This is a genomic window from Pedobacter frigidisoli, from assembly GCF_004331675.1.
Lineage (GTDB): Bacteria > Bacteroidota > Bacteroidia > Sphingobacteriales > Sphingobacteriaceae > Pedobacter > Pedobacter frigidisoli.
In genome coordinates this window covers 203,045-216,660 of the sequence record NZ_SJSN01000001.1, presented here as the reverse complement: position 1 = coordinate 216,660, position 13,616 = coordinate 203,045, and the positions used below count along the sequence as shown (strand labels likewise).

Below are 13,616 nucleotides of genomic sequence, written 5' to 3'. Positions count from 1 at the left end.
TATTTTTAATATTTCAATAATTTATCAATCGTTTCTGCTAATCTAGATTTTGCGAGAAAATCTTCTTCCAATACTTTACTCATTGGAATTGCTGTATCTAAACTGGCACAACGCAAAACCGGAGCATCTAGATATTGAAAACAATGTTCGCCAATCCATGCAGAAATTTCTGCACCAAAACCATTGGTTAACGTATCTTCATGCAAGATTAAAACTCTTCCTGTAGATTTTACAACCGCTGCAACCGTTTCTTTATCCCAAGGCTGCAATGTTCGTAAATCAATTAGAGCTGCACCACATTCAGGATTGTTTTTGATATAATCTAAAGCCCAGTGAACGCCTAAACCGTAAGTAATAATGGCAAACTTATTGCCATTGGCCAACCTAACAGCCTTGCCAATTTCCGTTGTATAATAACCATCGGGAACAGCACTGACTAAACTTCTGTATAAATATTTATGTTCAAAATAAAGAACAGGATTTGGGTCTTCGATTGCGGCCAATAACAAACCTTTTGCATCCTCAGGGAAAGCGGGATATACTACTTTTAAACCTGGTGTTTTGGTAAACCAAGCCTCATTGCTTTGTGAGTGAAATGGCCCTGCGCCCGTTCCTGCTCCCGTAGGCATCCGAACTACAACATCGGCCTTTTCGCCCCAGCGATAATGTGTTTTAGCTAAATTATTTACAATTTGATTGAAACCAACGGTTACGAAATCGGCAAACTGCATTTCTACAACAGCTTTGTAGCCGTTAATAGATAAGCCCAAACCAGCGCCAACAATAGCCGATTCGCAAATTGGCGTGTTTCGAACTCGTCCTTTGCCATACTTTGCCGTAAAGCCATCGGTAATTTTGAAAGCGCCGCCATAATCTGCAATATCCTGTCCCATTAAAACCAGGTTTGGATATCTTTGCATGGCTAAATCCAAACCCTCGGTTATGGCATCTAAATATCTTTTTTCTGTGGATGATTGACTTGGCGCAATTACTTTTTGTTCGTAAGGGAAATACATATCCGCCAGCTCCTGAATCGAATTTGCTTCGGGTTCCGGCTCATCGAAAGCTTCTTCGATTTCTAATTCGATGTCTTTTTTGATTTTAAGTTTGATGTCGATAACAGCATCCTGATTTAAAACACCTTGTTCAATTAGATAAGATTCATAATTGCTTAAGGGGTCTTTCTTTTCCCATTCATCAAATAATTCCTGCGGAACATATTTGGTGCCTGACGCTTCTTCGTGGCCACGCATTCTAAATGTTAAACATTCTACCAAAACTGGTCGCGGGTCTTTTCTAATTTCATTTGCCAATTGATTGATGGTATCGTAAACCTCAAGAATGTTATTTCCATCAATTTGAATTCCCTCAATCCCGTAGCCAATTGCTTTATCAACCAGATTTTTACATCTAAACTGTTCGGATTTGGGTGTAGATAAACCGTAACCATTATTTTCAATTAGGAAGATGACTGGTAAATTCCAAACAGCAGCAACGTTAACGGCTTCGTGAAAATCGCCCTCGCTTGTTGCGCCCTCGCCTGTGTAAACCAATGTTGCTTTTTGTTTATTGGCCAAAACATCAGCCAAGGCAATCCCATCGGCCAAAGCCATTTGCGGACCGAGATGAGAAATCATCCCGATAATTTTATAATCTTGTGTGCCGAAATGAAAGGAGCGGTCGCGGCCTTTGGTGAAACCTGAAAGTTTACCTTGCCATTGCGCCATTAACTTTTTTAAAGGAATATCTCTCGAAGTAAATACACCAAGATTACGATGCATTGGCAAGATGTATTCATCGCTTTGCATCGCTAAAGTAGAACCCACGGCTATCGCTTCCTGCCCGATTCCTGAAAACCATTTGCCAATTCTACCTTGACGCAAAAGCTTCAGCATTTTCTCCTCAACCATTCGAGGATAAAGCAATCTTTTGTATAAATTCAATAAGAATTTGTCGTCTTTATCGCGGCGGTTGAATTGCATATAATCTTGAAAAGAGCTGGTTATTTTTTCTCTAAAACTGAATTTTGAGTAGTAAAGTTAAAAAAGCCCTCAAAGCTTAAATCCTCATCAAGCTCCTCCCAATGTATTCCAAAAGGAGAAAGTGTAAAATTCTCCAATGAAGATATCTTAGCTTTTTGTAACCTTGGAAACCAATTCAGCGGATGACTTTTAACTTCATCAGCACTTGTTTTAATGAAAATATTTTTATCATCAAACCAAACTTTAATTACATTAATTTCCATGATATTCATTCCATTTATTAATGATAATTTCTTTGTTCTCTTCAATCAAAGCAATCGCCAAACTAACGTCTTTATTTTTAAGATCTTTGTTTGAAATTAATTTAACTTCTTCAACTTCAAATTTAGCCTCGCCATCAGCATTTCTAACATGTATATGAATTGGTAAATGTTCATTGGAATAAAAGAAAAATCTTAATCCAAAGACGATGAAAAGTGTTGGCATAAATTTAAAACAAGCTTAAATGTGAATTTACGAATTCAAAATGTATAATAGGCAAGATTCTTGCTAATCCTCCTTACTCTTCTTCAACTCTTCCCACTGTTTTGCAAAAGATTTATCGGCAACTTTTGGCATCTCACGGTACTTGCCCCAACTTTTTTTGAAGAATGTTTTAAGCATAAAGTTTTTAAATTTCCCGCTGAAAAAGTCCATCCATTTACGTTTCTGCATCATTCGGTTAAACATTCCCCAGCCCATTTCTTCAACTTTTCCATTTTCGTGTGTTGCTGCTGCATCTCTGCGATTTAGCAATAACATTTTATGGATATCTATTTTAACAGGGCAAACTTCAGAACATTTTCCACAAAGGCTGGATGCGTAGCTTAAGTGTTTGAACTCTTCCATACCCTTAAAATGAGGTGTAATTACCGAGCCGATTGGTCCACTGTAAGTAGTGTTATAAGTATGGCCGCCAATATTTTTATAAACCGGACAAGCATTTAAACAAGCGCCGCAACGGATGCAGTAAAGCGCTTGGCGCTGTTCTTTTTGAGCTAGCAAATTCGTACGACCGTTATCTAAAAGGATAACGTACATTTCTTCTGGCCCGTCGGTTTCGTTTGGCTGGCGAGGACCGCTTAAAATGGTATTGTAGACGGTTAAGTTTTGTCCTGTTCCATGTGAAGCAAGCAAAGGCCAAAACAAATCTAAATCAGCTATTGATGGAATTACCTTTTCGATACCCACAATGGCAATATGTATTTTTGGAAAAGTGGTACTCAAACGAGCATTTCCTTCATTTTCTGTTAACGCAATGCTTCCAGTATCGGCTATTAAAAAATTACCGCCACTAATACCTATATCCGCATTTAAATATTTATCGCGAAGTAATTCCCTTGCTTTTTGAACTAATTGCGGCGGAGTTGCATCAATTGGCGTTCGGAATTTATCGTGAAATAATTGAGCAATATCTGTAGCGCTTAAGTGCATTGCTGGCGTAACAATATGATAAGGAGCCTGCCCAAGCAATTGAACAATATATTCACCTAAATCGCTTTCTAAAGATTCAATGCCATTTTTTTCGAGGAAATCATTCAAATGAATTTCTTCTGTAGTCATCGATTTAGATTTGATAACCGTTTTGCCATTACTCCTTTTGATGATGTTGAGGATTTCCTGTTGAGCTTCTTCGGCATCATTTGCCCAAATCACTTTACCTCCCCTGCGTTGAAAATTAGACTCAAATTCTGGCAGAAATTTATCAAGATTTTCCATCACACGCCATTTTATAACATGTGCTTTCTTTTTCGATGCCTCGAGATTTTCGAACTTTGATAACCCCCGTTCTACAGCAACATTATATTTTCCAATATTATGGTTAATGGTTTTACGATGCGGTAAATCGAAAGCTTTTTCATCAGATTTCTCTAAAAATTCCTCGGCAGTTTTCATCATGTTTCAAAGATAGGAATTTCTATTGCCAGCAAAAGTATTGTGCATAAAAAAGCCCCTCGAATAATCGAGAGGCTTAATATTTTGATAATTATATTACCAGACTAATTTAACATCGTATCTATGCACATTTATATCTTTCGTGATGAGGCTAAAATTCATATCAAGTGCTGTAGAAATAATAATCCTATCAAAAGGATCTCTGTGCAAAAAGGGTAAGTTTTTAAGTTTGTTAAGGGCACTTATCTGTATTGGTAGAATGAGAATGTTATTTGATGAACAAGATTCTGAAAGTTCATCCAAGGTATATTCCAGTTTCAGATTTCCTAGTGATTGTTTTATCGAAATTTCCCAAAAACTTGCTACACTAAGATACAAATTACAACTGCTATCTTCAAGAATTTCTCTTGCCTTGTTTGATAACATATTGTTATCATCCTGCATCCACAGTAAAGTATGTGTATCTAAAAGATATTGTTTCACTAGATATAATCTTTAAAATCATTTAAGGGTTCGTCAAAATCAGCGCTCATTTTCATTTTTCCTTTAAGCAAACCAATTTTTCTTTTTTTATTTTCCCCTAATTCTTTTGTTGTTTTTTTCTGTAAGATGAAATCAATAAAATCCTCTACTTCTTGTTGGTAAGCAGCGGGTATTCTCTTTATCTTTTCAAAAATTTGCGCTTGACTCATAAGTTTTGATTTTATCAAAAATAATATTTTTAAATTGATATTTCAAACTGATTGTGATAGGATATTAAAAGCAAAAGCCTCTCGAATAATCGAGAGGCTTAATATTTTTACTTAATTATTTCTTTGGATTTCCTTTTCCATCCATATCTACGGCTGGGCGTTTAGGTCTATTTGCCAATTCCCAAGCAGTATAGTAAGTTAATTTAGCTCTCTTGGTCAAAAGTGGGAAGTTGATTTTACTCACCTCATCGCCAGGTCTGTGATAATCTTGCTCTAACATACCATCATAATAGAAGATAATTGGAATACCAACCTTTGCAAAGTTGTAATGATCGGAACGGTAATAAATTTGCTCAGTATCCTTTGGATCATCATATTTATAATCCAACTTCATTTTTGTGTAAGTCGCATTAACCTGCTCGCTCAATTTACCAAGCTCGCTACTTAACATGTTCGAGCCTACAGAATAAATGTAGTTTGCAGAATCTGGCTTGCCTAAATATTCTTCACCAGTACGGCCAATCATATCTGTATTCAAATCAGCAATTGTATTCGCTATCGGGAAAACCGGATGCTCAGAATACCATTCAGAACCCCACAGTCCTTTTTCTTCACCAACAACAGTCATAAATAAAATACTGCGTTTAGAACCTTTTCCTGCTTTTTTAGCATCAGTAAATGCCTTTGCCATTAATAAAACGCCAGTAGTTCCAGAACCATCATCATCAGCTCCATTGTTTACCTTATCAGTAGCGTTAGGGTCTTTAACCAAACCAATATGATCATAATGACCAGTAAGCACAACAACTTCCTTTTTCAAAATTGGATCTGTTCCCTCTAAAAAACCCAATACATTTTCGCAACGTACAGGCGTTTCACTTTTTGATCCACTTGCCGAAAACGGGGTAGCTAAAGCCATAGATGCAGGTGTTTTGCTATCCATAATTTTTTTCTGTAAGTCGGCAACAGTTGTGTTTTGTGTTTTCAAAAGCTCGTTTGCTAAAGCAAGAGAAATAGAAATACGTGGAATAACGTTTTGTCTCGCAGCTTCTAAAACGCTATTGGTTTTAACAATTACCTGCCCATCAGATAAATTCTTTTTAAAATTTTCTGTTAATCTGTCAATTGTTGGGTCGATAGTAATAATGGCTTTTACTTTATTTTGAGCAAAATAATCTGCTCTTTGTTTACGCATTTCCATTACCGAACTTCTGTCCATACGTTCGCCTGGTTTAAGTGTCGGATCACCGTTCGCAAACATCAAAACAACTTTACTTTCAATATTGGTTCCGGCAAAATCGTTGTAAGTATCTTTCTTCAAACCATAGCCAACAAAAACGATATCATCTCCAGAGAACATGAAACCATTATCGCTAATCGTATTTGGATAAACCAAATAGTCTTTTAAATATTCTTTTGGCTGACCATTTACCGTTAATTGACTTTGCTTAAGCTTAAGATTAACCAAATCAATTTTTTGAAAATAACCACCATCAACAGGCCCTTTTAAACCTAAGGATTTAAAATAATCACGGATATAATCTGCAGCCATCCAAGCGCCTTTGGTTCCAGTCTCGCGACCTTCATATTCATCAGAAGCTAAAATTGATAAATGTTTATAAGCATTTTCAGGGTTGATGGCCTTACTGAATTTAATCGCATCCTTATTCGGGATAAGGGGCTTTACTTGTGCAAAACAACTCGCGGTAAGGAGCGATGCCAAGCTAAGGGTTAAAAATTTTTTATTCATTATTTTTGATAATAGTTAGTTGAGTTTCTGTTAGCAAGATATTTTTTCGACCCTGTTTTGATGACGACCACCTTCAAATGCAGTTGTTAAAAAGGTTGTGGTAATTTCTTTTGCTAATTCTTCTGATACAAATCTAGCTGGAATGCACAAAACATTTGCATCATTATGTTTACGAACCAAAGATGCAACTTCGTTTTCCCAACATAAGCCTGCCCTAATATGCTGATGTTTATTTGCGGTAATGGCCACACCATTTGCAGAGCCACACAATAAAATACCGTAGGTATATTCACCACTTTCTACTGCAGATGCAACAGGGTGTGCGAAATCTGGATAGTCAACCGAATCTAAAGAGAACGCTCCAAAATCCTTCACATCATAATTCTTTAGAAAATTTTTCAGCACTTCTTTAAATTCGAAACCAGCATGATCGCTACCAATTGCGATTTTTATCTTGTTCTCAGACATGTCCAAATTTATATAGAATTCTAAAATCTATTCGTAATGTTTTTGTTAGTTAGCATAGAAAGCGGCATCAGCTTTTTTCTTCTTTTTCTCAATATAAGCCGATACAAAGATGCTCAATTCATAAAGTAAGAATAGGGGAGTTGCCACAATCAACATCGTCATAATATCTGGAGTTGGCGTAACGATTGCCGCAATAATTAAGATAATTACAGCTGCATATCTTCTGCTCGAACGCATGAGTTTCGGCGTCATTAATCCAAGCTTCGATAAAATGAAAATGATTATGGGTAGTTCGAAAATAATACCTGTTCCCAAGGTTAAGGTAGAAACTGATGAGAGATAAGAATCGACAGTAAAAGTGTTTTTAATTTCGGCGCTTACAGTATAGCCAGTTAAGAAGTTAACCGATAGCGGACAAACAACAAAATATCCAAACAGGATACCGATAATGAAGAGCATAGAAGCAAAGAAAACAAAACCACTTGCCGATTTACGTTCTACCTCATGCAATGCCGGCTTAATAAAACGCCAAATTTCCCACAACAAATATGGGAAGCCAGCCACAATACCGCACATTACACAAACGTTTAGCTGTAAATTAAACTGACCCGCCATTTCTGTATTGATAATTTCACCATTAATTTTGGTGATACACATATCCTTACCCAATGATGGAAAATGCTCCACCAGCTTACACATCATTCGATAAGTCCAGAAATCAGGTTTTTTTGGACCAAAAATTACTTTATCTAGGATTTCTTCATTGAAATAAAAAGCGATACCGGTGAATACACCGATGGCAATTACGGCTCTGATTAAATGTTTACGCAGCACATCGAGGTGGTCAAAAAAAGACATTTCTGCCTCTAATGTTGTCCCTTTATTCCCGATAGCCTTTAATAGTGATGATTTTTCTTTAGTGTCGCTCATGTTGAAAACAAAAATACCATTCTAAATGAATAGAATGGTATCTACGTGTTAAATATAGAAATAGTTTATATTATTGTGAGAATTGATTTCAAAAATTGAATATAACTATTAAAATATGGAACGATAATAACTCCTTGTCAATTTGAAGCTTGAATAATTTCTCTAAAATTAACTTAATGGTTTATTTATTATCAACTTTAATGAAGCTCAGTTGCTTCAAATTTGCCGCATTACTGTAGTTGAACTGATATATTCCGTCCTCGCCAGTAACGATTAAGGATTTAGGCCCAGCAATAACATCAAAGCTTTTGATGCTATTTAAATGCTGTAGCAAATTATCTGCAATTTTATTTTTATCGGTAATGTTAAAGCTCTTGATACCATAAGTGCCCTCGCAAAGGAATAAATTGTTGCCATTTACACTCAAGCCGTGTGGGCTTTGCATTGGATAAACAGCCACCTGTTTTGGTTTTGTCGGGTCCTCAATATCTACAACTTCTAATTGATTACTCGCTTGCCTACAATTTGTTCCTGTGCGTAAAGTAACATAAGCATATTTTCCTTGTACAACCACAGGATCACAAGCGAAAATATGGCTGTAGGTAGAAAGTTTAACAGGATTGGCAGCATCAGCTGTGCTAAAAATATGCATGCCTGTATTGGTGCCCAGAAATAATTTGTTTTCGTAAGGAAAAATTGTTTCAACACCCCAACCCAAACTAATTGATTTCACAAAAGTTGGGTTCGATGCGGTTTTCACATCAAACAAGCTTAAATTAGCAATACCAACAGTATATAAATAATCATTTAATAGAGTAAACCTTGCCATAGAACCACCTTGTCCGGAGGAACTACTAGACATAGAAGAAATACTTGTGTAAGCATCATTCATTACACCCGTTTTGTTATTTTGCTTCTTTACTAAAGTGTCTTTATAGATGTAAAGATATTTTTGAGCCCCTGGTGTGTACAATTGTTGAAAAACATTAGTCACTCTTTTAACTTGCTTGATATTGCTCATGTTCGAGATATCGAAAGCAAGTAAATCAATAAAATTATCGGCATAAAGTACATTATTGTGAATGGCCAGATCTACGTTTCCAGGAATTTGTAGAAAACCAACATTTACGGGAGCACTTGGATTTGAATTGTTAAAGATATGAATACCCTCATTTGGTTCGTTAATAAAGAGATAATCATTATAAATATATATTTTTCCTGTAGCCTTCGCTTGGACAGCCTTAGTAATTCCTACAGGCATTGCTCTCATTTGTTCAACGGAAATCATTTTCATGATCCGTATCATTTCATATTCATCCGATTTTTTGCATTGGGTGAATAGGGCAAAAATAAGTAAGAGCGGAACCGCGTTAAATAGATTTTTTTTCATAATGTGAGGTTTTTATATTAAAACGTAAGCTGTGGCTAAAACGCTACAATATAGGTCGTTAAATTTTAAATTTAATTAGGAGACTTAAAACCTATCCTTTTCGAAAAGTGTATTGATAACTTGTGCTCGAATAATAAATCTGTGCAATTAATAATTTGGGCGTTTTAACACGCTGTCCGCTATATCTTTTTGGCAGAAAAAGCCAAAAAGGATGTCACTTCCATCGTTAACGCTAGCAAATCTTAAAAATGCTATTTAAAAGACTTTAAACTATCATATTTTTCGAACACTGGTTGATGAAAAATGTTTGATGGATATTTCAGTATGTTGCATTGCAGATGGCAAAAAAAAAGGCTGCTCAAGTATTTTGAACAGCCATTGTATCATAATGTATAGATTTTTTTAACTCTCTACAAATTCAAATGTTTCCATAAACTTGGTCGTAAAATTACCAGCTCTAAAGTTAGGGTCTTTCATCAACTGTAAATGGAAAGGAATAGTTGTTTTAACACCTTCAATTACAAATTCGCCTAAGGCACGTTCCATTGTACAAATCGCTTCTTCACGTGTTTGTGCAACGCAAATCAACTTTGCTATCATCGAATCGTAATTAGATGGAATTTGATATCCTGCATAAACATGCGTATCTACACGTACACCATGACCTCCAGGTGAATGGAAATTGGTGATTTTTCCTGGTGATGGGCGGAAATTGTTAGCTGGATCCTCTGCATTGATACGGCATTCAATCGCATGCATGTCTGGGAAGTAGTTTTTGCCTGAAATTGGAATTCCAGCAGCAACCTTTATTTGTTCCTTAATTAAATCGAAGTTGATTACTTCTTCAGTAACTGGATGCTCTACCTGAATACGGGTGTTCATTTCCATAAAGTAGAAGTTACGGTGTTTATCAACCAAGAACTCGATTGTACCTGCGCCTTCATAATTTACGGCCATTGCACCTTTAATTGCGGCTTCACCCATTCTTACACGAAGCTCATCCGTCATAAATGGCGATGGCGATTCCTCTACCAACTTTTGGTGACGACGTTGAATAGAACAATCACGCTCTGATAAATGACAGGCTTTCCCAAACTGATCTCCAATAATTTGAATCTCAATGTGGCGTGGATCTTCAATGTATTTTTCTAAATATAAGCCATCGTTACCAAATGCAGCACCAGACTCCTGACGAGCACTATCCCATGCATTTTCAAAATCTTCATCTTTCCAAACTACTCGCATTCCGCGGCCACCACCACCAGCAGTTGCTTTAAGGATAATTGGGTAGCCCATTTCGTTGGCAATAGCAATACCTTCTTTTACGCTGGTTAGCAAACCTTCAGAACCTGGAATAGTAGGTACACCCGCTATTTTCATGGTTTCTTTAGCAGAAGCTTTATCGCCCATGCCATTAATTTGCTCTGGCGTTGCGCCAATAAATTTTATACCATATTCACGACAGATGTTAGAAAACTTAGCATTTTCGGATAAGAAACCGTAACCTGGATGTATGGCATCGGCATTTGTTAATTCTGCTGCCGAAATAATATTTGGGATATTTAAATAAGAATCTTTACTTGGCGGTGGGCCAATACAAACAGCCTCATCAGCAAAACGTACATGTAAACTTTCGCGATCTGCGGTAGAGTAAACAGCAACCGTTTTGATGCCCATTTCCTTACAGGTTCGGATAATTCGCAAAGCGATTTCTCCCCTGTTGGCAATTAGTATTTTTTTAAACATAGTTTTTTAATTGATGATTACACCGATGGAAAGGATTACACCGATTTTTTGATTATTTATCTTAAAATAACTTTAATCAATGCAATCATCTTAGATCTGCGAAATCAATTTCTAAATAGGTTCTACTAAAAATAAAGGTTGATCATATTCTACTGGAGAGGCATTATCAACTAATATTTTAACCACACGGCCAGAAACTTCACTTTCAATTTCGTTGAAAAGTTTCATTGCCTCAATAATACAAACAACTTTACCAACCGCAATTTCATCGCCTACGTTAATAAACATAGGTTTATCTGGACTTGCAGAACGATAGAAAGTACCAATCATTGGCGATTTAACTGTAATGTATTTTGATGTATCTTCTGCAGCAGGTACAGCCGGTGTATCGGCAGTTGGTGCAGTAGGCGCAGTGGCAACTGGAGCTGCAGCTTGTAAAAGCGGTGCTTGTGGCATTGTTGCATGCACAACAGTTGGTGCTTGGTTTGTTTTAATCGTAATTTTGAAGTTCTCTTGCTCAATCGCAACCTCATTTACTCCAGAACGAGAAACAAATTTAATCAGTTCCTGTATTTGTTTGATATCCATTTTTTAGGCTAGTTATGTAAAAAATAGTGTTAATGATTTAACTAAGTTATACTTTTTTTGTTTTAAATTTTCTTTCAATTCGTTTATGGTTAATGGTATTATGCTTCATTGTTTATCGCCATTGTGGCTAATAACTATCGTCCCTAAATTATCAACTTTATACGAAAGACTAATTGCTATCGTAAGCCCATTTAAGGTAAATAGAACCCCAAGTGAAACCGCCACCAAATGCAGCTAAAACGATATTATCGCCTTTTTTTAACCTACTTTCCCATTCCCATAAACATAAAGGAATAGTTCCATTGGTAGTGTTTCCGTAACGTTCTATGTTGATCATTACCTTATCTGTGGTAACGCCCATGCGGTTTGCGGTTGCATCAATAATGCGTTTATTGGCTTGGTGAGGTACTAACCATGCAACATCATCAGCTGTTAAACCATTGCGTTCCATAATTTCTGCAGCAACATCGGCCATGTTGGTTACCGCAAATTTAAATACTGTCGGTCCTTCTTGGTGCGCAAAATGTAATCTTGCATCAATAGTTTCGTGGGTTGCCGGCATAACCGATCCACCTGCTTTCATACCAAGAAAATCTCTTCCAGAACCATCAGTTCTTGTAATCGAATCAATAATGCCTAAACCTTCTTCGTTTGGTTCTAATAAAGCACATCCGCAACCATCACCAAAGATAATACAGGTTGTACGATCTTCGTAGTTAATGATCGATGACATTTTATCGCCACCAACTACCAACACTTTTTTATGTCTGCCAGATTCTATAAAAGATGCTCCAGTAGCTAATCCGAAGATAAAGCCAGAGCAAGCTGCCTGTAAATCGTAGCCCCAAGCATTTGATGCCCCAATCTTATCGGCCAAAACATTGGCCGTTGCTGGGAAAGTAAAATCTGGAGTAGTAGTGCAAAAAATAATTAATTCAATTTCCTTTGCATCGATACCCCTCTTTTTTAGTAAACCATTTACAGCATGAACAGCCATATCTGAGGTGCCTAATCCCTCTCCCTTTAAAATTCTACGTTCCTTTATTCCCGTTCTGCTGGTAATCCATTCATCCGAAGTGTCAACAATGGTTTCTAACTCTGCGTTTGTAAGCACATAGTCGGGGACATAACCATTTACTGCTGTAATAGCAGCTTGAATTTTACTCATTTTAAAAATTTTAATAAATTATTTAAATGCCATTCTAATTTTTTCTACCAAGCCGGTGGTGATCATCTCTCTTGATTGAAGAACCATATTTTTAACAGCCAGCGGACTAGAAATTCCATGTCCGATAACAACGGGAGCATTAACGCCTAAAACTGGACTACCACCATATTGCTCGTAGTTAAAACGATCGAAAAACTCATCTTTCAATCCTTTTTTTATGGTAAGTACGTAGAATGATTCTGCTAATTTAAGCATTACATTTCCGGTAAAGCCATCACAAACAATTACATCGGCCTTTTCGTTAAATAAATCTCTTCCTTCAACGTTACCAACAAAGTTAAATAAGTTTGTGTCTTTCATTAATGGGAAAGTAGCCATGCTTAACATGTTTCCTTTCTCATCTTCCTCGCCAATATTCATTAAGGCAACTCTTGGATCACTTATCTGAAGTAAATTTTCTGCGTATAAACTACCTAGAACGCCAAATTGTAATAAAATATCGGGTTTACAGTCGGCATTTGCGCCTACATCTAAAAGTAAGCCTGTGCCACCTTTAATTTTCGGAAGAATGGTACATAAACATGGGCGGATAATGCCCGGAATGGTTTTAACACTAAATACAGCGCCAACCAACATTGCGCCAGAGTTACCAGCACTTGCGAAAGAATCTAGTTTGCCTTCTTTTAAAAGGTTAAAGCCTACTGCTATGCTCGATTTGGGTTTCTGAACGATTGCCTTGGTGGGGTGTTCGCCCATACCAATTACTTCATCAGTATGAACGTATTCAAAATGATCCGGATTAAAGCCTTCTTCTGCGAGAATCGGTTTAATCTGTTCGGTATCGCCGATAAGAACTAAATGTTCTCCAGCGTTTAGCGATTGATGAGCTGCTATTGCTCCCAAAACAATTGCTTTGGGAGCATAGTCTCCGCCCATTATGTCGAGGCCTATTTTCATAGAAAAAATC

General features: G+C 36.8%; 14 protein-coding genes. All 14 read right to left on the bottom strand.

Going from position 1 to position 13,616, the window contains the following annotated elements; genetic code table 11:
- Positions 1-5: 5 nt before the first annotated feature.
- The 14 genes from EZ449_RS00865 to plsX all read right to left on the bottom strand — a co-directional run bounded on the left by EZ449_RS00865 (position 6) and on the right by plsX (position 13,606).
- Positions 6-1,982, bottom strand: a complete 1,977-nt coding sequence (locus tag EZ449_RS00865; RefSeq protein ID WP_131556067.1) for an alpha-ketoacid dehydrogenase subunit alpha/beta — start codon at positions 1,980-1,982, stop codon at positions 6-8.
- 20 nt (positions 1,983-2,002) lie between these two features.
- Complete coding sequence (locus EZ449_RS00860) at positions 2,003-2,245, bottom strand: DUF2442 domain-containing protein (RefSeq protein WP_131556066.1); 243 nt, start codon at positions 2,243-2,245, stop codon at positions 2,003-2,005.
- Positions 2,235-2,468: a DUF4160 domain-containing protein gene (locus EZ449_RS00855; protein ID WP_131556065.1), complete on the bottom strand. Its 234-nt coding sequence runs from the start codon at positions 2,466-2,468 to the stop codon at positions 2,235-2,237. Before EZ449_RS00855 ends, EZ449_RS00860 begins: the two co-directional genes overlap by 11 nt.
- A gap of 63 nt (positions 2,469-2,531) precedes the next feature.
- Positions 2,532-3,920, bottom strand: a complete 1,389-nt coding sequence (locus EZ449_RS00850) for a LutB/LldF family L-lactate oxidation iron-sulfur protein (protein ID WP_131556064.1) — start codon at positions 3,918-3,920, stop codon at positions 2,532-2,534.
- Positions 3,921-4,013: 93 nt separating this feature from the next.
- Positions 4,014-4,400: a type II toxin-antitoxin system VapC family toxin gene (locus EZ449_RS00845; protein WP_131556063.1), complete on the bottom strand. Its 387-nt coding sequence runs from the start codon at positions 4,398-4,400 to the stop codon at positions 4,014-4,016.
- Entirely contained in the window at positions 4,400-4,609 is a 210-nt protein-coding gene (gene vapB, locus EZ449_RS00840) for a type II toxin-antitoxin system VapB family antitoxin (protein WP_131556062.1), read from the bottom strand. The genes EZ449_RS00845 and vapB overlap by 1 nt, the downstream gene beginning before the upstream one ends.
- Positions 4,610-4,724: 115 nt before the next feature.
- Complete coding sequence (locus EZ449_RS00835; protein WP_131556061.1) at positions 4,725-6,359, bottom strand: M28 family peptidase; 1,635 nt, start codon at positions 6,357-6,359, stop codon at positions 4,725-4,727.
- 30 nt (positions 6,360-6,389) lie between these two features.
- Positions 6,390-6,827, bottom strand: a complete 438-nt coding sequence (gene rpiB / locus EZ449_RS00830; protein ID WP_131556060.1) for a ribose 5-phosphate isomerase B — start codon at positions 6,825-6,827, stop codon at positions 6,390-6,392.
- A 45-nt stretch (positions 6,828-6,872) separates the two neighbouring features.
- Positions 6,873-7,757, bottom strand: coding sequence for a twin-arginine translocase subunit TatC (tatC, locus tag EZ449_RS00825; protein ID WP_131556059.1), 885 nt, complete (start codon positions 7,755-7,757; stop codon positions 6,873-6,875).
- Between the two features lie 181 nt (positions 7,758-7,938).
- Complete coding sequence (locus tag EZ449_RS00820) at positions 7,939-9,147, bottom strand: LVIVD repeat-containing protein (protein ID WP_131556058.1); 1,209 nt, start codon at positions 9,145-9,147, stop codon at positions 7,939-7,941.
- Positions 9,148-9,549: 402 nt separating this feature from the next.
- Positions 9,550-10,893 (bottom strand): acetyl-CoA carboxylase biotin carboxylase subunit, encoded by a 1,344-nt coding sequence (gene accC / locus EZ449_RS00815; RefSeq protein WP_131556057.1) that lies wholly within the window; start codon positions 10,891-10,893, stop codon positions 9,550-9,552.
- 111 nt (positions 10,894-11,004) lie between these two features.
- Positions 11,005-11,481 carry an acetyl-CoA carboxylase biotin carboxyl carrier protein gene (gene accB, locus EZ449_RS00810; protein ID WP_131556056.1) on the bottom strand — a complete coding sequence of 159 codons (477 nt, stop codon included), beginning with the start codon at positions 11,479-11,481 and terminating at the stop codon, positions 11,005-11,007.
- A 169-nt stretch (positions 11,482-11,650) separates the two neighbouring features.
- Positions 11,651-12,649, bottom strand: a complete 999-nt coding sequence (locus tag EZ449_RS00805; protein ID WP_131556055.1) for a beta-ketoacyl-ACP synthase III — start codon at positions 12,647-12,649, stop codon at positions 11,651-11,653.
- Positions 12,650-12,667: 18 nt separating this feature from the next.
- Entirely contained in the window at positions 12,668-13,606 is a 939-nt protein-coding gene (plsX, locus tag EZ449_RS00800; protein ID WP_131556054.1) for a phosphate acyltransferase PlsX, read from the bottom strand.
- Between the last annotated feature and the right edge of the window lie 10 nt (positions 13,607-13,616).

Coding starts and splice junctions, on each gene's coding strand:
- EZ449_RS00865 (WP_131556067.1), bottom strand. CDS start 1,982: ATGCAATTCAACCGCCGCGATAAAGACGACAAATTCTTATTGAATTTA.
- EZ449_RS00860 (WP_131556066.1), bottom strand. CDS start 2,245: ATGGAAATTAATGTAATTAAAGTTTGGTTTGATGATAAAAATATTTTC.
- EZ449_RS00855 (WP_131556065.1), bottom strand. CDS start 2,468: ATGCCAACACTTTTCATCGTCTTTGGATTAAGATTTTTCTTTTATTCC.
- EZ449_RS00850 (WP_131556064.1), bottom strand. CDS start 3,920: ATGATGAAAACTGCCGAGGAATTTTTAGAGAAATCTGATGAAAAAGCT.
- vapB (WP_131556062.1), bottom strand. CDS start 4,609: ATGAGTCAAGCGCAAATTTTTGAAAAGATAAAGAGAATACCCGCTGCT.
- EZ449_RS00835 (WP_131556061.1), bottom strand. CDS start 6,359: ATGAATAAAAAATTTTTAACCCTTAGCTTGGCATCGCTCCTTACCGCG.
- rpiB (WP_131556060.1), bottom strand. CDS start 6,827: ATGTCTGAGAACAAGATAAAAATCGCAATTGGTAGCGATCATGCTGGT.
- tatC (WP_131556059.1), bottom strand. CDS start 7,757: ATGAGCGACACTAAAGAAAAATCATCACTATTAAAGGCTATCGGGAAT.
- EZ449_RS00820 (WP_131556058.1), bottom strand. CDS start 9,147: ATGAAAAAAAATCTATTTAACGCGGTTCCGCTCTTACTTATTTTTGCC.
- accC (WP_131556057.1), bottom strand. CDS start 10,893: ATGTTTAAAAAAATACTAATTGCCAACAGGGGAGAAATCGCTTTGCGA.
- accB (WP_131556056.1), bottom strand. CDS start 11,481: ATGGATATCAAACAAATACAGGAACTGATTAAATTTGTTTCTCGTTCT.
- EZ449_RS00805 (WP_131556055.1), bottom strand. CDS start 12,649: ATGAGTAAAATTCAAGCTGCTATTACAGCAGTAAATGGTTATGTCCCC.
- plsX (WP_131556054.1), bottom strand. CDS start 13,606: ATGAAAATAGGCCTCGACATAATGGGCGGAGACTATGCTCCCAAAGCA.